Origin of the sequence: Rhizobium sp. Root491, assembly GCF_001427205.1 — a bacterium.
Lineage (GTDB): Bacteria > Pseudomonadota > Alphaproteobacteria > Rhizobiales > Rhizobiaceae > Agrobacterium > Agrobacterium tumefaciens.
Genome location: NZ_LMFF01000020.1, coordinates 89,523 through 106,346 on the forward strand (window position 1 = coordinate 89,523; position 16,824 = coordinate 106,346).

Consider the following 16,824-nt stretch of genomic DNA (forward strand, 5'->3'; position numbering starts at 1 on the left):
GCCCGTCAACTTCACCAGAGTTGTGACTGTCGTTGTCGATGCGCGGAGCTGTCTTGCCAGCCAAGACCATGCAGTCGCCCCGGGGGTGAGCAGCACCATTTCTGGAATGCGGGACGCACTGTCCGGGTGAAGTCGCGTTCTCGACTTTAATCTCGGTCGGGAAAGGTGACTGGAGGCGACCTGAGACTGAAAGCACTGGGCGTTCCGGTCGTATTGGTGAGCGCAAGCGACGCCGCAGCGTTCTCAAGATATTCCGTGCTCGACGGTACCGATATTGCGGAAAGCCGACAGATCCAAAACGTCTGGTGGCCGAGTTTGTGCGCGACGGTGTCGGCAGCAGAGACCCAGCGTTCCGAGCACGATTTGCAAATGACGACAAGAGGCTGGTCAACTGGCACGGTTCCATCTCCATGCCGACCAGCGGTCAACGACACCCGCTCCGTGCCTTACCAGCCATGTCGCTGGAGGCATGGATATGCCTATCTCGTTTTGATCAATGCCGCGATTGTCCTGATCGGGAACGCGTTGGCGCGCCAGTACATCGAGCGCACAGCCGCAATCCGCGGCCTCGTAATCGGCTGCATGCTGCTTGCGTTTGCCCAACTCGGCTTTCTCAGTGCGTGGGCTCCTGGGGTCCGGTAGCCTCGATGGATGTTTTCACGATCGGAGAGATTCTCTTCGTGCCCTGCGGTGGAGTACATATTGGTCGAGGGTATCTCGCACGACCATAGCAGAGGCAGCTATTTTGGCGCTCACTCGTTCTCAACCATCGGAGATTTTAAAGGGACCGACGCTAGGCAGGAACGTGCCTGGTGTGCCTTTGGCGGACCAGGCACGTTCCTGCTCTTTGCCGGGCTGGCAGCCATCAGCGCCATTCTCTTTGTCGTTGGCACACGCATTCGACCCCCAGAGCCGCAGCATCGCCATCCTCGGTAGGCTCACCGCGAACCGTCTTGATGCTGGATTTGCGCGAGGCATATGTATTGCATGAATCGTAAAAGTCGCGAGGAAAGCTTGCGGACCAATCAGCGCCGAACTCGGCGCTTAACCAACGCTGACCGATATACTCCAGGGTAACCCTGTCTATTTCGGCCGTTGCGCAAATCGACCGCGATAAATCAGTGGGCTAATCCCGTAACATCGACCTTGCGCCTATCAGATTGCTCTGCCGAGGCTTTGAGCGATCTGGGAATCTCCGAGGCATCGTTTTTTGTGAACACGTCTTTCTCAAGATCGAGCGCGTCGCTTTCCTTGGTCACCTTCTGCGACCATTTCTTTTTAGCCTTTTTCATTGTTTCTCTCCCGGCGACACATGATTTTCGGTATGGGTCATGGGTATGGTGACTGTCACGCCCACGACCTCCTCCGGAAACCCTGTTCTTCGAACGCTTGTCGTTATCTGCGGCGGGTTTCTTGATTTCCAAGGGTGCCTTCGCGTTTTCATGCGATGCACCCGGCCCGCCCTGACAGATGCTGGCCGGTATTTTTGTTGAAGTGGACATGTCTTCCTCCTGTCGCAGCGGACGAGCCGCGCATTACTTGTCGTCGCGCGTTTTCATTGCGTCGGAAACACGCTTCTTACGTGGGTTTTTGAGGTTCTCCCCAACAGCATCCCGATCGTGCTCGGGATCGTCAGCGGGCTCCATGTAGCCTCTGGGGCGGGTTTCCTTCGGCCCCTCCCAGCGGGGTGATTGGTCGGTGGTGCCGGGAGCGCCATCTCGTGGAGAATTATTGGTCATCATTGCCTCCGGTTGGGTTGCGAACCCACCCAACCTCTTTGCGGCGACGATGTTCCGCGAAGACAACGACACAGCAGGGCAACTTTTTTCGAAACAATTTCGCGTTGCCCCGGTTAGGCGCGAGAGAGAAAATCCAATCCGAGGGAACATGACGATGACGGACAAATCCGGCAAATCCGATCGCATCTCCAGAATGGCTCCGCGGTGCGCCTACGGCGACCATGTCTTTCCTGAGGAACCAACATGCCAAGATTTTTCTTCACCGTGATCAGCGGCAAAAACATCCTCGATGATCCGGAAGGCAGCGATCTGCCGTCGCTCGACCGGGCGATCGAGGAGGCGCTCCAAGATGCCCGGGCGCTGATGAGCGAGGCAATCCTGCAAGGGCGCGATATCTCGGAAGGATGCATCATCATCCGGAATAAACAGCAGGAAGTATTGAAAGTCGTCCGCTTCGCTGACGCGCTAAGCAGAAATGACTGATGGCGTTGCAACGTCCGTCCGCATACGAGTTATCAGTTTTTCATATTCTTTTTCCGGGACGCCGTAGGTCGTGTCGGCGACGTCTTCCAATATGCTTCGATTGACGATCCGGACGTTTCCTCGGCTGGCACGGATGGCATGAATGCCTTCGAGAACATGCAGCTCGTTGGTGATGCCCGGCCGCCGCACGCCAAGAACCGTGGAGAGGAACTCATGGGTGATCGGCAGATCATCGGTCCCGAGCCGGTCATGACACATCAGCAGCCAGCGCGCGAGCCTTTCGCGCAGACTGTACTGCCCATTTGCCAGCACAAGCTGGCCCACCTGAAGCAGACAGATATTGATATAGCCCAGCAAAAGCTCCCGCAGCCGCACGTCATTCTCCATCTCCTGTCGCAGTTCGACGGCGGGGATCAGAAAGCCACGGCCGCCGACACCCATGACGGTTTCATCCGGCGTGGTTTCCGCGCCCAGAAGAGCGGGCCAGCCGGTGATCCCCTCCCGGCCGACGAGCACGGTTTCTATACTTTTACCGCTATCGTTATGAACGACGGTGGATGCCAGACCGGTTTCGATGAAACAGAGATGGGAAACAGGCACGCCAGGCGCAACGAGCTGATACCCCGCCGGCAGATCGACGTGCTCCATTCGAGACGCGAGCCGTGACAGCCCTTCCATGCCCAGGGTTTTCAATAGCAGGTTATAAACAAGAAAATCAGATCCAAGCATAGCGGTTCGCCCGGTTCGCCCCTTGCTCGAAAACAACAATATGCAGCGGTCATATTAACAGCGGAAAATCGCATGAAAACAGTGAGTACGTTTCCGTACGAATTTGCAGGAGGGTCCCTTGCTGCATCGGGGAATGGCCGAACAGGCGAAATTCTTGCCGGGACGACTTAGCGAAAGCAATCCGCCGCATCCGCCTTCAATATCTGGAACAAGCTCTTCCAATCGTGGTTAGGGGCTGCCAAACAGGGAGGCTTGAACACCATGAAAAAGAACACCGAATACCAGATCACGGCGCATGAAAATGGATGGGCCGTCGTCATCTCTGATATCATAAGAGGAGTTTATCCCAGCCGACATCTCGCGCTCGCGGCAGCAAAGCTGCTGGAGAACGATATGCTGCGGACCGAAGAGGCGAGACGCTTCGCTCAAACTACCCATATGACGCTGACCGATACCGCAGCCCCCAATCGGGTGTCCCGGTCGCTTCAGGTAATGGTGGCGGTGCCCCATCAGGTGGATGTTCCCCTGCGACGCAGAAGCGCAGAAATCAGCGTTCCGCCGTCGACTGATGGTCACAATCTGGAGGCGGGTAAAGTCTAGGCGAAACGACGGGCCGGCGCCGGCTCACGCGGTGCGACCGGGATGCGTCGCGATTAAAAAATAGAGCGCAATGGCGGCCGCCAGCGCAAATATCACAAGCGCATAGACCATCATGGTTTTCCAGGTGCGTTCGCGGCGGCGAAAATCGCCGTCATCTACGCCGATGGGTGAAAACTTTGAATCGAGCCTTTCACTTACCGGTCGGTTTATATCCTGCTCAAGCCTGATGCTTTCCCGTGGCGGATCAGCCAAGTCATTGTCTTTTGCCTGCATCCGATACCTCCTCATGGGCGCGCGGCATCCCAACCCCGCCCATCCGCAATTGTTCCGCCCCCGAAGCGGGACGGCGGCGAGGAAAACCGCCGCAAGAGGTTTTCATCATCGGGACGCGATGCCCAACGCCGCGCCAGCCCTCTCGCGCTTGTTTGATAAATTCCGACTGGGGGCGGCTGAAATCATCCTGCTCAGGCGTTATGGTAAGGGGAAAGGCACACGCATGCAGTGGTATGCGAGGAGTAGAGCATGCAGACAGTCAAACGCCTCACCATCGCAATCATTGGCATGACTGATACCGTGACGCCGGAAATCAGAATGGCCTGGTTTCACGCGCAGATTGGCCTTGAAGGACCGTATTCCGCAAGTTTCATAGAGAGTGAAGCCGCTCTGAAATTTACCGCCGCGATTATCGACGTTCGTTACGAGGCAAACATCCTGCTACGCCTCACCGGGCAGTTGGATGGCGAAGCCATTCCCTATCTTTTTTTCGTGCCCGACGTGGTCATCGATAGCGAGCCGGGACCTTTTGTCCTCTCCAATCGTTCAAAAGACATTGAAAACATTGTTTCCGCCTTGATGGCGCAAGGAGGAGGCATAAGACATTAAAGGGAGGCACGTGTCATGCTGAAGCAACCCGATAGCCATGGCGAAGCGAATATTCTGCTTTCGCATTTACCCGATGACGTCCGGGTTGAGGTTGCAGACGCATGCAGGCCTATCAAGCTCGCACTGGGCGACGTGCTGATACCCGCCGGCGGGGCAATCGAGGGTGTCTTCTTCCTGTCATCCGGCATAGCTTCCGTTGTTGTCGTCACCAAATCGGGGCGCAAGACCGAGGCGGGAGTTGTCGGCAAAGAGGGGTTCGTGCCGGCGGGAGCCGTAGCAGGCGCGGAAACGAACCTGACTGAAATCGTCACGCAGGCTCCGGGCGAAGCACTTTTCATGGATATCAGGTCGTTTGACGCGCTTGTTTCAAAACATCGGGTATTCTTCGACATTCTGGTCTGCGCCCTGCACGTCTCAAGAACACAGATACAATTCACGGCATCTTCGAATGCCACCCAGTCCGTAACGGAGCGCCTCGCCCGCTGGCTCCTGATGTGCCACGACCGGGTGGAAAGCAATCAGCTGCAACTGACCCACGAATTCCTGTCAACCATGCTGGCAGTCAGACGCGCGAGCGTAACGGACGCTCTCCACGTGCTGGAAAGCCTTGGGTTCATTCGCTCCGAAAGGGGACGAATTACGATCAAGAACCGCGAGATGCTTGAGACCTATGCCGGCGATCTCTACGGCGTGCCCGAGGAGGAAAACAATCGAATGCTCGCCCGTTTTATGCGCAAAAACAGCTCTGATTCCGCGCTTGACGACCTGACTGTTATTGCGAGCGAGGGAGTTCGGTAGGCCGGGCGGCCGTTCTCAGTTGCCGTTGGTACGCTTGCGAACATTTACCTTTGGTCGTTTCTCTATAAGATAAATGCATCTTCCCTCATGCTGTGAAACGCCGAGCGCGTTTCAAGGAGGTGAAATGCAAACCAATCACGAATACCTGAGTGCTGGAATTTTTCTGAACGAAGACATCAATATCGTTAAGGCAGCCTACGAAAATGTTGTGTCTGCGGAACGCGACCCCGATCTATGCCCTGCAGAGGTCGCCCGCTATGTCCTGAAAATGTATGATCGCGGCGTCGTCGATCCGTCGAAACTCCAGCAATTGGCCGCTCTCTATTTCCGAACCAAATTGCGTGTCGGCTGACATCCAGGTCTGACGGGTGGCATCCTGCCACGATTTCAGCTTAGTTTTTCACCTCCCAGGTTTCCGATAATCCTGCATCTCGCCATGCGGGGACGAAGGCCCGCTCGGCCCCTCCCTTATCGTCAACCATGACTTCCGCTGGAAAAACCCCGACTTGAAAGGCCGGCCGTGGCACGAAGCGGTCGTCTATGAGCTTCATGTCGGAACTTTTACAAAAGAGGGAACATTTGCGGCCGCAGCGGAGAAGCTTGAATATCTCGCAAGCATCGGTGTGACGGTTGTCGAACTCATGCCGCTGGCGACCTTCTCGGGCAGTCGCGGCTGGGGTTATGACGGCGTTCTGCAGTTCGCGCCCCAGCGAGAGTATGGCACGCCCGAAGACCTCAAGCCCTTTATAGATAAGGCCCACGCCCACAGCATCATGGTGCTGCTGGATGTCGTCTATAACCACTTTGGCACCACGGGGAACGCAATTGAGGCGTTTGCTCCCACATTCTTTAAGCAGGGCGGGACGCCGTGGGGACCGCGCCGGACTTCAACTGCGCAGAGCTGCGGTCGTTCTTTCTCCAGAACGCGCTCTACTGGCTAGAGGCCTATCGGTTTGACGGGCTGCGGATCGATGCCGCCGACCATCTCGCCGGCGGCGACGGAGACGTCGATTTTCTGATCGAGATGGAAGGGCACGTGAAATGGACGATAACAAGCAGGCATGTCCATATCGTGACGGAAGACGCGCGAAATGCAGCCTCACCCATGACACCTTCGTCTGATGGCCTCGTCGGTGTCGATGCCGAATGGAACGACGACTTTCACCACGTGATCCATGTTGCCACCACGCATGAGGACGGTGGCATTTACGAAGATTTCGCCAACCAGCCCTATACGGTCTTCGCCGCTCGCTCGCAACCGGCTTTGTCTATCAAGGCCACCCGCGGCCTTCTCATAATTTTGCCGGAAGCGGTGAACCCAGCAGCCATCTCCCGCCCCACCGGTTCGTAAACTTTCTGCATAACCACGATCAGGCCGGTAACCGCCTGCGCGGGGAGCGGCTGCGTTCCCTGATACAACCTTCCCTTTTCGATATGCTTGAGACGATCCTCCTCCTCGCCCCGCAGACGCCGCTGATGTTCATGGGCGACGACCATGGTTCGACCAACCCGTTCTTCTTTTTTTCAGACCACCCGGAAAACGACCGGTAGCAGGAGATCAAGAATCGGTTGAAACAGGCGGAAAGCTTCCAGGGCGAATTACCTCCCGAGGCCCCAGAGGTGGTGCTGGATCCGAATGATCTGCCCACGATGCAAATCTCCACCCTGAAGTGGGATGAGGCGGAAACGACCGAGGGGAAGCTGCCCAGGGAAAGGATGAAGGCATTGCTTGAGAAACGGCGCCGCTACATCTGGCCGCTACTGTGCTCGGATTTCGAGAGGGAGGTTTCCCTTGACTGCGAGACCCAGTGTCTGGCGATCGACTGGTATTTCAGCGCGGGACGGCTGGAAATGCGCGCCAACCTTTCGCCAAACCTCACCAGTCTTCCGGCCGCGCAGGGGGAAACCTTTTTCCGCACGGCAGTGTCGAGGGCACAAGCTATGGCGATTATGCCCTGCAATTTGCGATCGGTGACCGCTGACAGGAGCAAAGAAACAAAACGGCCGCGGCAATGTCTTGCGCGGCCGGTTCAACTCACCGAAATATGATTTCCGGCGATCCGCCGGAAAAGCGCTCTCGAGTGCATGCGGTTGGACGGACGAGGCGTCCGCACTGTGAGAAATTACACTTTAGTCAAGATTGCGCCGAAGCGATTCCCTTGCCCTGTTCACCCGGCTTTTGATGGTGCCCACCCGGCAGCCGCAAATGGCCGCGGCATCGGAGTAACTCGTCCCTCCGGCGACAAGCAGCAGAGCTTTTTTTTGATCCTTGTCGAGATTCCGTATCGCCCGCATGACTTCCTGATGCTGCACACGCCATTCCTGGCCAGCAGGGGTAGACATGGTCTGCTCGATACCAACGGGCAAGCCTACGCATTCGCGTTTAGACACCTTGTAGCGGGTACAGAACGTGTTGCGCAAAATGGTGAAGAGCCATGATTTCAACGCCGTGCCGGGCGTAAAACCGTGCAGGGACCGCAGTCCTCGCAACATCGTCTCTTGAACGAGATCGTCGACATCCTCTTCGTTTCTGACAAAGCGGCGGGCAAAAGCCGTCAAGGCCGGCGCCAGATCCGCAATACCGATACGCAACACCTCCAGCTGCGCATCATTTAATGTGTTTCCGGAAACTCCACTCACAGCGTGCTTGGCCATTTTCCCATCCTTTCACTATGGGCAAATGTCTCGGCAGACGCATTGGTTGCTGTACGCCAACGTACAATAGCGAAATCTGCGACGATTCTAAGGTCTTATCGGAAACGCCTGGGCGGGCATGCTTACGTCAAGCCAACGTGGTTTCAGGCGCTGTCCGCGCTGCCGGGTGGTCGTTTCGGATGCCTCTGTTCAATCATGCGTTCCGCGTTTTTTCTCGTCTCTTCCCTGTCCTTTCGGCTATCGTCGCTATTGCCGGAACGAGCATCATCCGTACCGGGCTCTGGCTTGGTGTCATCGTCTGGTGGGCTCATCGCTTCATCTCCGTTTGTGGTTTCGGGAATGAGGGATCCGCATCCCCCGCAGTTTTCTAACCATGCCGCCGGAGGGATGTTCCGGCGTGACGAAGGCTTTGAGGGAACATTGGCGCGGGAAAATGGTTAGGCACGGATCAAGGAGGATGTCATGAACAAGGACGACAAGCTGAAGCAGATCCACAAGGACAGCGAACCGCAATTTGCACGCGGCAAAAAAACCTCTGATAACAACGGCATCGCGAGCGCCAAGCCAAGGGTTATCACCGGCTCAGACGATGCAACCGCCAACAAGCTGCCACCCGGGGTCAAAAAGCCCGAAAAAGACTGGGATTTGAACTACGACGAACGGGACACCAACGAGGGCGATTTCAGGGGTTAATCCGGTCGAAAATCGCAATTTTCACCGTGTCAGGTCCTCGATCAGCAGTTCGATGGATTGGGCTCGGCGCCCGTTGCTGCGCGTCGTGGTGCGCCGCGGTCGCCAAAAAAGCCTGGAACTTTGATGAGGACCCCCGGTTAGGCGTGGACCCGGCGCACATGCCGCTCCACCATCTGGAAGGAACACCGACCATGAAGGCCCTGACTTGGCACGGTAAGCACGACATTCGCTGTGAGAGTGTCCCCGACCCATAAATGGAGCACGGCCGCGACGCGATTATCAAGGTGCCCGCGTGCGCAATCTGCAGTTCTGATCTTCATCTCTACAACGGCATCATGCCCGAAATGCACGGCGGCGACATAATGGGCCACGAGACCATGGGCGAAGTTGTCGACGTCGGTAGGGACAACAAGACCCTGAAGGTCGGAGACCGGGTCGTCGTTCCCTTTACCATTGCCTGTGGAGAATGTTTCTTCTGCAAAAGAGGGTTTTACTCCGGCTGCGAGCGCAGCAACCCCCACCCGCATAAGGTTCGGGAGATGTGGGGAAACTCCCCCGCCGGGCTGTTCGGCTACACGCACCTTCTGGGCGGTTTCAGCGGGGGCCAGGCCGAATATATGCGGGTTCCCGATGCCGATGTCGGGCCTGTCAAGGTTCCCGACGGGCTGACGGACGAGCAGGTCCTGTTCCTGTCAGACATTTCCGACCGGTTACATGGCGGCGGATTTCTGTAATATCCAGCCCGACGATACGATTGCCATCTGGGGCTGCGGACATGTCGGCCAGATGGCCATCCGCTCCGCCTTCCTTTTGGGTGCGGAACGCGTCATAGCCATCGATTCCGTACCCGAACGGATCGCCCTTGCGGCCGCCGCAGGCGCGCTCACACTGAATTATCTGGATGACGATATTTACGAGCAGATCATGGAATTGACCCATGGTCGCGGCGCCGACGCCTGCATCGACGCCGTGGGGACGGAACCGGATCCGGCCGCCGGATGGGATTCGCGGCTCGACCGTATCAAGGTGGCGACATTCATGGGGACGGACCGTCCACATGTGCTGCGGCAGGCTATTTATTGATGCCGTAACTTCGGCACAGTCTCGATCGTCGGCGTCTATGGCGGTTTTCTCGACAAGATCCCGATGGGCTCCGCGATCAATCGCGGCCTGACATTACGAATGGCTCAGACACCTGTGCAGGCCTATCTACCCACCCTTCTGGGGCGGATCGAGAAGGGAGAGATAGACCCCTCCTTCGTCATCACCCACCGCGCCACCCTCGATGAAGGCCCTGATCTTTATAAAATGTTCAGCCACCGCGACGATGGCTGCATCAAGGTCGTCCTGAAGCCATAGGAGCACAACCATGCCTGCGAAAAAATCCATCAAGGGCCTTGCTGTGATTACTGGCGCATCGTCAGGCATCGGGTACGAACTGGCAAGTTGCGCCGCGCAGGACGGTTACAATCTCATCATCGTGGCTGACGAAGCGGAAATTGAAACGGCCGCTACGAAGTTACGGGCGGCGGGAATGGAAGTGGAGGCGGTGCAAGCCGACCTTTAAACACAGGCAGGCTTGGAAAAAATTCTCTCCCGCATAGCGACGAAAGAGAGCCCGGTCGATCTGCTGTTTGCGAACACGGGACAGGGGCTGGGCAACGGTTTTCTGGATCAGAAAATGGATGCGATCCAGCGGGTGATAGCCACCAATGTCAGCGGCACCGTTGCGCTGGTGCATGCGATAGGCAACGGCATGCGCCAGCGCGGCAGCGGCCGGATCCTGTTCACGGGCTCCATTGCCGGTTTCATGCCCGGCAGCTTTCAGGCGGTGTATAACGCGACAAAAGCGTTTATTAATTCCTTCTCATTCGCACTTCGTGAAGAGCTGGATGGCACCGGCGTTACCGTTACCTGCCTGATGCCCGGAGCAACAGAAACGGCATTTTTCGAGCGCGCAGATATGCTCGATACGCCGGTCGGCAAACAGAAGAAGGACGATCCGGGCTTCGTCGCGCAAATCGGCTATGATGCGATGATGAATGGCGACGGTGACGTCGTGTCCGGCTGGAAAAACAAGCTGATGTCGGCTGCGGCAAACGTGACCTCATCCGAGATCCTACCAAAACACACCGCAAAATGGTTGCCCCGGAAGAAAAGTGACGCTGGCCTACGGGGATTTTATGAGCCACCGAGCGGATTGCGACGGAAGAGCACCGAGGAGTGTCGCCGTATCGCAGACCTGCAGCTGCGTCGAATAACGGCCGGAGAGCAGCTTTAACGCTGCGTCGTGTGTCGCATCCCTTCCGCTGCAAAGCGCGTCCTCTACCAGAATGACATGGAAACCTTGGTCTATCGCACCCAGAACGGTGGCGAGAACGCAGACATCCGTTTCTCCGCCTGTTATCACAATCGTCGATACATGCTCTTTCCGCAGGATTTCGCCGAGACCCCCATGTTGCCACGGCGAATAGACGCTTTTGCGGAAGATACGGGCGGGTGGGATATAGCGCGATAGGGAGGGGATTACCTCGATGAGCTCACGAGGCAGGGCCTGCTGCGTCATCATCGGCCATTTTTCATAATAGGCCCGCCATGCACCGGGAGCCTCTTCTACGGTTTTCGGCGGCGTAAAACAGGTGAAGATGCAGCGGGCTGGATCCGCCTGAACCACGGCCTCCACCTCTTCGCTGATGCGGTCCATCCATTCGACATGCCATGGTGTATCCTCGGCGAAAACGCGCTGCATATCGACGCACAGGTGCCGCCAGTCTCCCTCGTCCGAAAATTTGATCATGCCTCCTCCCTACCCGCCGGTCTCGCCGTGAGGAGCGGCAACCGGCTTTGATTCCGGCGATCCGCGAAAGCGCAGGAAGATGGAAAGAACGACGAGGACCGCAGTCGACAGAAACTCCGATTGCCAGTTCTGAAACGATTCAAACCAGAATTCTACGCTTCCCAGATGCGCAAACAGCGTCGTCTCGGGCTCGCCGTGCATGGCGGCTTCCAACGCCGCCGTGTCGGCACTGTATTTCAGATGCAGGAGAAAACTGACGATAAAAAGGAAGAACAGCGCCAGACCCAGGGAATAGGAATAAATGGCACGGATAAATCCTCCAAGTTTTACCGGCCAGGGCGCCTTGGGATCATCTTCTTTTTGGGCAGGGTCTTCATCCTGCGAGGCAGTCTTGTCAGGATCCTTGGACTCCGACGAGCCTCTTTGAAAAAGAAATGCGGTCAGCATCACGTAAGCCGACATCTGGAGGAATTCGCTCTCCCAGTTTTCAAACAAAGCGGAAAGAAAATGACCGCTCTTTGCATAAGAAAAAAACGTGAGAGGCATGGCGTGATGTTGCGCCAGCTCCTCATTGTAAACCGCCCAACCGGTCGCCAGCATACCACCGATCGTCAATACGGAAGTCAGGACAAGGACAATCGCCAATCCATTGTCGCGAAACAGCCTCATGGTTCAGCCTCGCATGAAAGAGACAACTGAAAAATCGAAGGTGCCGCAGGTTTGAGCGGCACCTCCCAGGTGACGGACCGCTCACGCCGCCTTGGATTTGGCCTTCACGTTCGCTCTGGCCTGGGCAAGCGACGAGAGCGCCGTGTCCGTCGCGCTTTCTTCGCCCAGCGTCTGTTCGAACAGTTTGGCCGCTTCCTTCATGCCGAGTTCAACCGCCCACGTCTTCAATGTGCCGTACCGGGTGATCTCGTAATGCTCCACGGCCTGCGCCGAATAAATGAGCCCGGCATCAAGCGCGGACGAGCCTTTGAATTCCTCCATGATTTCCTCGCCTTCCGCGATGATGCCCTGGATCGCCTCACAGGTCTTGCCGCGCGCCGGCTTGCCGAGCAGTTCAAAGACATTCTGCAAACGCTCCACATGGACCTCTGTCTCGTCCCTGTGTTTTTCGAATGCCGCCTTCAAGTCCGGCGATTGCGCAGCGCGCGCCATCTTCGGAAGCGCCTTGAGGATCTGGCGCTCGGCAAAATAAATGTCCTTCACCGTATTGAGGAAAAGGTCTTCCAATGTCTTCTCAGCCATTTTTAGTCTCCTGTTGCTTTGGTCGGTGAGTGGGAAATCAGATGTTCGTCATTGCTCATTAACGGGAACGGAGGCCTTGCCGAGTTTCACCGACGGCTCGCGCGCCCACACCCGCAATTTGCCGAGTTCGGACACAAAGGCCGCCAGTCCCTCCTCGCCTGGCAAAGGCAGCACCCCCTCATCCATGGCGTCCGCAATTCCCGCTTTTTCCAGAAGCGGCAGCGCCGACTGGTCGTAGCCGATGAATTTGCAGTGCTGGAACGCGTCGGCGACGAAATCCCTCGCGGTTGCTTCCTTGATCAGTTCATCGACGGCCGCCGCCGATGTCAGCAGCGCCACCGCATCGAAAAGCACCGAAGGACCGCCATCGATCATATGATGTGCCTCGATGAAGGTGCCGTCCGACGCCATCACGCCGCCAACCTTCGACGCGATCAACTCGAAGACGGCTTTTTCGGCCGTCACCGCTTTGGTCAGCCCCTTCAGCAGTTTTGCATCCACACCGTCGGTGATGAGAATACCGAGCTTGCGACCCTCGAACCGTTTGGGCCCACGCTGAACGATACTGAGCGCCGGCGAAGGCTCAAGATCCTGACGGGTCGGCATGGCGGCATCCGCGGGCTTCGGCATGGCTTGCAAGCCGAGCTTCTGCGCCACCGTCGCAGCAAGCGTTTCATCGATATTGAGAAGATGCGCGACCATCCTCTCACGGATGACCGGTGTTTCCACCTTGCTGAGTTCGAAGGTGAGCGCCGATGCGATATGGCGTTGTTCAGGCGGCGTTTGGCTAATGTAGAACTGGCGCGCCTGGCTGTAGTGATCGGCAAAACTTTCCGGCCGCAGCCTCGCCTTGGGCCCCTGCTCTTCAGCGGAGAAATGCTGGAAACCACGCATCGGCGATTCCCTTGGACCCTCTCCGAAGGAATTCGGCTGATAATTGGCCCGTCCGGTCGGGTTGCGCACCGCCATATGGCCGTCCTGCTGAAAATGCGCGAAAGGACACTTGGGCGCATTGATCGGCAGATGTGTGAAGTTTGGCCCGCCCAGGCGCTTCAACTGCGTATCGAGATAGGAAAAATTCCTGCCCTGCAGCAGCGGATCATTGCTGAAATCGATGCCCGGCGGAACGTTCTGCGTCATGAACGCCACCTGTTCGGTCTCGGCAAAAAAGTTGTCCGGCATACGATCAAGGACGAGCCGGCCGACCGGTTTGGGCGCCAATATCTCCTCGGGGATGATCTTGGTGGGATCAAGAACGTCAAAATCGAAACTGTCGGCGAAGTCCTGGTCGAAAAGCTGCACCTGCAACTCCCACTCCGGGAAATTGCCGGACTGGATCGCAGTCCAGAGATCACGCCGATGGAAGTCGGGATCGGCGCCGTTGATCTTGACCGCTTCGTTCCACGCCACCGATTGCAACCCAAGTTTCGGCTTCCAGTGAAACTTCACGAAGCTCGATTCTCCTTTCGCATTGATGAGGCGGAAGGTGTGTACGCCAAACCCTTCCATAAACCGGAAGGAACGCGGAATAGTCCGGTCCGACATGATCCACATGACCATGTTCATGCTTTCGGGCGTCAGGCTGATGAAATCCCAGAAGGTGTCATGCGCTGTTTGCGCCTGCGGAAAGGCGCGGTCGGGCTCTTGCTTGGCGGCATGAATGAGGTCCGGAAACTTGATTGCGTCCTGAATGAAGAAGACGGGAATGTTGTTGCCGACGAGATCCCAATTTCCTTCCTTGGTGTAGAGCTTCACGGCGAAGCCGCGTACGTCACGCGCAAGATCGGCTGAGCCCTTGTTGCCGGCGACTGTCGAGAACCGGACGAAGGCAGGGGTCTTTTCACCGGCCCGCTGAAACAGGTCAGCCTTGGTATAGGCGGCAAGCGATTCATAGGTCTCAAAATACCCATGCGCTCCGTAACCCCGGGCGTGGACGACACGCTCCGGAATTCTCTCATGGTCGAAATGAAAAATCTTCTCGCGGAAATGGAAATCGTCGACGACGAGTGGTCCACGGGCACCGATCCGAAGAGAATTCTGATCATCAGAGACCGGTCCCCCCTGAGCAGTTGTTAATACGGACCCGTCGCCGTCGACGGTTTGGTGCAATTCGCCACCGGATCCGCGATCAAGTTTTTGGTCGTGGATGGTAACAGTCACGGTTTTCCTGGCGGGCGAGGTGGAATCTGGTTTTCTGGCCATTGGAGCTCCTGCAAGGAGTTGGCAAGGGGCCCTGAGAAGACGAGACCCCTTGGTGAACGACGATGGTTCCTCTTAAATTGCGGAACGACGATACCGGGTCCGCTCCCTTTCAACGTCTTCCGACGCATAAGGGCTGAGCGTGTCGTCAAAGCGTGTCCAGCCTTGCTCGTTATAGGCGGCACGGCGTTCCACCGGATCGACATAGTTGGACCGTCTGAGGATGTCTTCCGCCTCTGGCACAAGGTCTTCTTCCACTCTGGCCGTGACGAGCGTGCCGCCCCTTCTTACGCCTTCGGCATAGACATTGGCGTCATCCTCGGAAACGCCCGAACGGGTCATGGCGCCGATGAGTCCACCGGCAGCGCCGCCGGCGACCGCACCGCCCGCCGCCCCGACGGCCGTCGCGGCAAGCCAGCCTGCCGCGACGACAGGCCCGACGCCGGGGACTGCCATCAATCCAAGCCCGGTCAGCAGGCCGCCCGCGCCTCCGACAACGGCTCCGATCCCTGCACCCGTGCCCGCGCCTTCAGCGGCGTTCGTGTCTTCTCCGTGCCGTCTGTCGGCATTACTGCCAACGATACTGATATCGCTTGACGGCACGCCCGCGGTCTCAAGTTCGCTGACAGCAGCGCTTGCGTCGTCATAGTCGTCAAAAAGTCCGGTTACGGTTCTCATGTCATTTCTCCCAAAAAATCCTGCGCGCCTTATTTGGCGACAACGTTGCCCTGGTAGTCGAGCGCTACGGCGACCATTTTTTCGCCCTTCATGGCCGATGCCATCCAGACGCCCTTGTCGTCTTTCTTCAGGTCCTTGACCCCGGTATATCCCGCCTCTTCGATGCGTTCCCTGGCCTGCGCCTCGGTGAAGCTGTTGGCGCCTTCCACCGGCGCTGTGGGGTTCTTGCTATCCGGTGTCGCGACAGCCGGCGTGTCTCCGCCGGGATTGGCGGCCGGAGCCTGCTGGGCAAAGGCCGAAAGCGCACTGGCTCCAACAAATGCCGCAACGAGAATAATCGTTTTCATCTGGTTTTTCCTCCGCTTGGTATCCTTGGCCCCTCTGTGGGGCCAATCGACTTTTCGTTCCGGGTTCCCTTCCATCCGACGGGAACCCGTTTGCAGATCGGTATCACCGGTCGTTCTTCTGACTTTGCTGGCCGCCCTTCACATGCTGCTCATGCGTGCCGCCCTGCTTGGTGTCATCCTTGGCGTGTGTCGTTGCCGTTCTTGCTGCCACTGCTTTTCTGGCCCTGATGGGTACCGCCTTGATTTGCCATGGCTCGTCTCCTCCATGTGACGATTTCGAAAGGTCCGAAATTGGACGCCTCCCGAACCGCACGACATACGGAGAGTTCCGAAAAATAATTGCTGGCATGTAAAAACGTGCTTTTTCGTGAGATGAAGCCTGGTCATACAGAAGAACATGACGACCACCGACTTCGACGTGCGGCAGCTAACCTCAACTATTGGAGAACCGGTTAAACCCGCTCGCTGGACCCGGCTGCTAGGCGTTGCTCCCTGGATACGCAGTGGTTTTTAAAGCAGCAGCCAGATGCACGGTGTTACGCACAGACATGCTGATCATGGTTTCTCCACCGCTCCCGGCGTTTCATTGGCTTCCATTGCCGCGGAATCCTTATCTGGAAGTCCTGCACGAAAAATCATGAGGGAGGTGACAATGGTGGTGGCCGTATTGATGATTAGTTGCCAGACCTCCAAGACCCCAAACAGTAAATTTGGGGCTGAAGGCGATAAAATAACGCTGCCAACTCGACGATAAGCGTAATCTATAGATCAAAATTCAAAGACTCCGAACAAGAAGGCAAGGACGTCCGAACATGTTGAGCGACCGTTGCATTTGAGGCCTCGCAATATCTCTCTTGCACGGACGCCTTTGTTTTGTGCATGGATCGGGATCCCGTGCTGGAAAAGGCATTAGCGCTTACACGATAGACCAAAACCCCTACCGGCTTCTGGGAGAATGAGGAGCAATCGGCGG

The 16,824-nt window shown here is 57.1% G+C and carries 21 protein-coding genes and 4 pseudogenes; 11 read left to right on the forward strand and 14 right to left on the reverse strand.

Annotated elements, in window-relative coordinates; all coding sequences use genetic code 11:
• Positions 1-387: 387 nt before the first annotated feature.
• The 4 genes and pseudogenes from ASD46_RS27275 to ASD46_RS25625 all read right to left on the reverse strand — a co-directional run bounded on the left by ASD46_RS27275 (position 388) and on the right by ASD46_RS25625 (position 1,739).
• On the reverse strand, positions 388-603 hold the full coding sequence (locus tag ASD46_RS27275; protein WP_112286142.1) for a hypothetical protein: 216 nt from the start codon (positions 601-603) through the stop codon (positions 388-390).
• A gap of 542 nt (positions 604-1,145) precedes the next feature.
• A pseudogene (locus ASD46_RS26835) lies at positions 1,146-1,292 on the reverse strand (DUF3175 domain-containing protein); the annotation flags it as partial.
• A gap of 24 nt (positions 1,293-1,316) precedes the next feature.
• A pseudogene (locus tag ASD46_RS27555) lies at positions 1,317-1,502 on the reverse strand (hypothetical protein); the annotation flags it as partial.
• Between the two features lie 33 nt (positions 1,503-1,535).
• Positions 1,536-1,739: a hypothetical protein gene (locus ASD46_RS25625; protein WP_060643048.1), complete on the reverse strand. Its 204-nt coding sequence runs from the start codon at positions 1,737-1,739 to the stop codon at positions 1,536-1,538.
• Positions 1,740-1,982: 243 nt separating this feature from the next.
• Here ASD46_RS25625 and ASD46_RS25630 point away from each other — a divergent pair, with 243 nt between their 5' ends.
• Positions 1,983-2,222, forward strand: coding sequence for a DUF6894 family protein (locus tag ASD46_RS25630; protein ID WP_060642978.1), 240 nt, complete (start codon positions 1,983-1,985; stop codon positions 2,220-2,222).
• Here ASD46_RS25630 and ASD46_RS25635 read toward each other — a convergent pair.
• Positions 2,205-2,951, reverse strand: a complete 747-nt coding sequence (locus ASD46_RS25635) for a Crp/Fnr family transcriptional regulator (protein WP_060642979.1) — start codon at positions 2,949-2,951, stop codon at positions 2,205-2,207. The genes ASD46_RS25630 and ASD46_RS25635 overlap by 18 nt on opposite strands.
• A gap of 261 nt (positions 2,952-3,212) precedes the next feature.
• Here ASD46_RS25635 and ASD46_RS25640 point away from each other — a divergent pair, with 261 nt between their 5' ends.
• Complete coding sequence (locus ASD46_RS25640) at positions 3,213-3,551, forward strand: hypothetical protein (RefSeq protein WP_060642980.1); 339 nt, start codon at positions 3,213-3,215, stop codon at positions 3,549-3,551.
• Between the two features lie 24 nt (positions 3,552-3,575).
• Here the strand turns inward: ASD46_RS25640 and ASD46_RS25645 are convergent, their stop codons facing one another.
• A complete protein-coding gene (locus ASD46_RS25645; RefSeq protein ID WP_320188089.1) occupies positions 3,576-3,824 on the reverse strand; it encodes a hypothetical protein in 249 nt (82 codons plus the stop codon).
• Positions 3,825-4,073: 249 nt separating this feature from the next.
• On the opposite strand from ASD46_RS25645, the gene ASD46_RS25650 reads away from it, so the two are divergent.
• The 6 genes from ASD46_RS25650 to ASD46_RS27895 all read left to right on the forward strand — a co-directional run bounded on the left by ASD46_RS25650 (position 4,074) and on the right by ASD46_RS27895 (position 7,280).
• On the forward strand, positions 4,074-4,433 hold the full coding sequence (locus tag ASD46_RS25650; RefSeq protein ID WP_060642982.1) for a hypothetical protein: 360 nt from the start codon (positions 4,074-4,076) through the stop codon (positions 4,431-4,433).
• Positions 4,434-4,448: 15 nt separating this feature from the next.
• Positions 4,449-5,231 (forward strand): Crp/Fnr family transcriptional regulator, encoded by a 783-nt coding sequence (locus ASD46_RS25655; protein ID WP_060642983.1) that lies wholly within the window; start codon positions 4,449-4,451, stop codon positions 5,229-5,231.
• Positions 5,232-5,355: 124 nt separating this feature from the next.
• Positions 5,356-5,583 (forward strand): hypothetical protein, encoded by a 228-nt coding sequence (locus ASD46_RS25660; RefSeq protein WP_060642984.1) that lies wholly within the window; start codon positions 5,356-5,358, stop codon positions 5,581-5,583.
• A 154-nt stretch (positions 5,584-5,737) separates the two neighbouring features.
• Positions 5,738-6,172, forward strand: coding sequence for an alpha-amylase family glycosyl hydrolase (locus tag ASD46_RS27885; protein WP_320188088.1), 435 nt, complete (start codon positions 5,738-5,740; stop codon positions 6,170-6,172).
• Positions 6,100-6,582 carry a hypothetical protein gene (locus ASD46_RS27890; protein WP_323455154.1) on the forward strand — a complete coding sequence of 161 codons (483 nt, stop codon included), beginning with the start codon at positions 6,100-6,102 and terminating at the stop codon, positions 6,580-6,582. The genes ASD46_RS27885 and ASD46_RS27890 overlap by 73 nt, the downstream gene beginning before the upstream one ends.
• A 218-nt stretch (positions 6,583-6,800) precedes the next feature.
• Entirely contained in the window at positions 6,801-7,280 is a 480-nt protein-coding gene (locus ASD46_RS27895) for a DUF3459 domain-containing protein (protein WP_323455155.1), read from the forward strand.
• A gap of 81 nt (positions 7,281-7,361) precedes the next feature.
• Here the strand turns inward: ASD46_RS27895 and ASD46_RS25670 are convergent, their stop codons facing one another.
• Positions 7,362-7,886, reverse strand: coding sequence for a sigma-70 family RNA polymerase sigma factor (locus ASD46_RS25670; RefSeq protein WP_060642985.1), 525 nt, complete (start codon positions 7,884-7,886; stop codon positions 7,362-7,364).
• A gap of 462 nt (positions 7,887-8,348) precedes the next feature.
• Here ASD46_RS25670 and ASD46_RS25680 point away from each other — a divergent pair, with 462 nt between their 5' ends.
• The 3 genes and pseudogenes from ASD46_RS25680 to ASD46_RS25690 form a co-directional block, all read left to right on the forward strand.
• Positions 8,349-8,579 (forward strand): hypothetical protein, encoded by a 231-nt coding sequence (locus ASD46_RS25680; RefSeq protein WP_060642987.1) that lies wholly within the window; start codon positions 8,349-8,351, stop codon positions 8,577-8,579.
• A 191-nt stretch (positions 8,580-8,770) separates the two neighbouring features.
• Positions 8,771-9,938: pseudogene (locus tag ASD46_RS25685) on the forward strand (zinc-dependent alcohol dehydrogenase).
• Between the two features lie 10 nt (positions 9,939-9,948).
• Positions 9,949-10,719 (forward strand): annotated as a pseudogene (locus ASD46_RS25690) (SDR family NAD(P)-dependent oxidoreductase); the annotation flags it as partial.
• A 30-nt stretch (positions 10,720-10,749) separates the two neighbouring features.
• Here ASD46_RS25690 and ASD46_RS25695 read toward each other — a convergent pair.
• The 7 genes from ASD46_RS25695 to ASD46_RS26845 all read right to left on the reverse strand — a co-directional run bounded on the left by ASD46_RS25695 (position 10,750) and on the right by ASD46_RS26845 (position 16,544).
• On the reverse strand, positions 10,750-11,376 hold the full coding sequence (locus ASD46_RS25695; RefSeq protein ID WP_060642988.1) for a cysteine hydrolase family protein: 627 nt from the start codon (positions 11,374-11,376) through the stop codon (positions 10,750-10,752).
• 9 nt (positions 11,377-11,385) lie between these two features.
• A complete protein-coding gene (locus ASD46_RS25700; RefSeq protein ID WP_060642989.1) occupies positions 11,386-12,045 on the reverse strand; it encodes a DUF6766 family protein in 660 nt (219 codons plus the stop codon).
• Between the two features lie 81 nt (positions 12,046-12,126).
• Positions 12,127-12,627, reverse strand: a complete 501-nt coding sequence (locus ASD46_RS25705) for a ferritin-like domain-containing protein (protein WP_060642990.1) — start codon at positions 12,625-12,627, stop codon at positions 12,127-12,129.
• 48 nt (positions 12,628-12,675) lie between these two features.
• Positions 12,676-14,829, reverse strand: coding sequence for a catalase C (gene catE, locus ASD46_RS25710; protein WP_060642991.1), 2,154 nt, complete (start codon positions 14,827-14,829; stop codon positions 12,676-12,678).
• A 72-nt stretch (positions 14,830-14,901) separates the two neighbouring features.
• Positions 14,902-15,504 carry a general stress protein gene (locus tag ASD46_RS25715; RefSeq protein WP_060642992.1) on the reverse strand — a complete coding sequence of 201 codons (603 nt, stop codon included), beginning with the start codon at positions 15,502-15,504 and terminating at the stop codon, positions 14,902-14,904.
• A 29-nt stretch (positions 15,505-15,533) separates the two neighbouring features.
• Entirely contained in the window at positions 15,534-15,851 is a 318-nt protein-coding gene (locus tag ASD46_RS25720) for a hypothetical protein (RefSeq protein WP_060642993.1), read from the reverse strand.
• A 555-nt stretch (positions 15,852-16,406) separates the two neighbouring features.
• Positions 16,407-16,544, reverse strand: coding sequence for a low affinity iron permease family protein (locus ASD46_RS26845; RefSeq protein WP_306627472.1), 138 nt, complete (start codon positions 16,542-16,544; stop codon positions 16,407-16,409).
• Positions 16,545-16,824: the final 280 nt, after the last annotated feature.

What these genes read in the sequence shown, in the direction of transcription:
- ASD46_RS25635 (WP_060642979.1), bottom strand. Translation starts at nt 2,951, where the DNA reads ATGCTTGGATCTGATTTTCTTGTTTATAACCTGCTATTGAAAACCCTG.
- ASD46_RS25720 (WP_060642993.1), bottom strand. Translation starts at nt 15,851, where the DNA reads ATGAAAACGATTATTCTCGTTGCGGCATTTGTTGGAGCCAGTGCGCTT.
- ASD46_RS25700 (WP_060642989.1), bottom strand. Translation starts at nt 12,045, where the DNA reads ATGAGGCTGTTTCGCGACAATGGATTGGCGATTGTCCTTGTCCTGACT.
- ASD46_RS25660 (WP_060642984.1), top strand. Translation starts at nt 5,356, where the DNA reads ATGCAAACCAATCACGAATACCTGAGTGCTGGAATTTTTCTGAACGAA.
- ASD46_RS25715 (WP_060642992.1), bottom strand. Translation starts at nt 15,504, where the DNA reads ATGAGAACCGTAACCGGACTTTTTGACGACTATGACGACGCAAGCGCT.
- ASD46_RS25695 (WP_060642988.1), bottom strand. Translation starts at nt 11,376, where the DNA reads ATGATCAAATTTTCGGACGAGGGAGACTGGCGGCACCTGTGCGTCGAT.
- ASD46_RS25645 (WP_320188089.1), bottom strand. Translation starts at nt 3,824, where the DNA reads ATGCAGGCAAAAGACAATGACTTGGCTGATCCGCCACGGGAAAGCATC.
- catE (WP_060642991.1), bottom strand. Translation starts at nt 14,829, where the DNA reads ATGGCCAGAAAACCAGATTCCACCTCGCCCGCCAGGAAAACCGTGACT.
- ASD46_RS25650 (WP_060642982.1), top strand. Translation starts at nt 4,074, where the DNA reads ATGCAGACAGTCAAACGCCTCACCATCGCAATCATTGGCATGACTGAT.
- ASD46_RS25680 (WP_060642987.1), top strand. Translation starts at nt 8,349, where the DNA reads ATGAACAAGGACGACAAGCTGAAGCAGATCCACAAGGACAGCGAACCG.
- ASD46_RS25630 (WP_060642978.1), top strand. Translation starts at nt 1,983, where the DNA reads ATGCCAAGATTTTTCTTCACCGTGATCAGCGGCAAAAACATCCTCGAT.
- ASD46_RS25705 (WP_060642990.1), bottom strand. Translation starts at nt 12,627, where the DNA reads ATGGCTGAGAAGACATTGGAAGACCTTTTCCTCAATACGGTGAAGGAC.
- ASD46_RS25625 (WP_060643048.1), bottom strand. Translation starts at nt 1,739, where the DNA reads ATGACCAATAATTCTCCACGAGATGGCGCTCCCGGCACCACCGACCAA.
- ASD46_RS25640 (WP_060642980.1), top strand. Translation starts at nt 3,213, where the DNA reads ATGAAAAAGAACACCGAATACCAGATCACGGCGCATGAAAATGGATGG.
- ASD46_RS25655 (WP_060642983.1), top strand. Translation starts at nt 4,449, where the DNA reads ATGCTGAAGCAACCCGATAGCCATGGCGAAGCGAATATTCTGCTTTCG.
- ASD46_RS25670 (WP_060642985.1), bottom strand. Translation starts at nt 7,886, where the DNA reads ATGGCCAAGCACGCTGTGAGTGGAGTTTCCGGAAACACATTAAATGAT.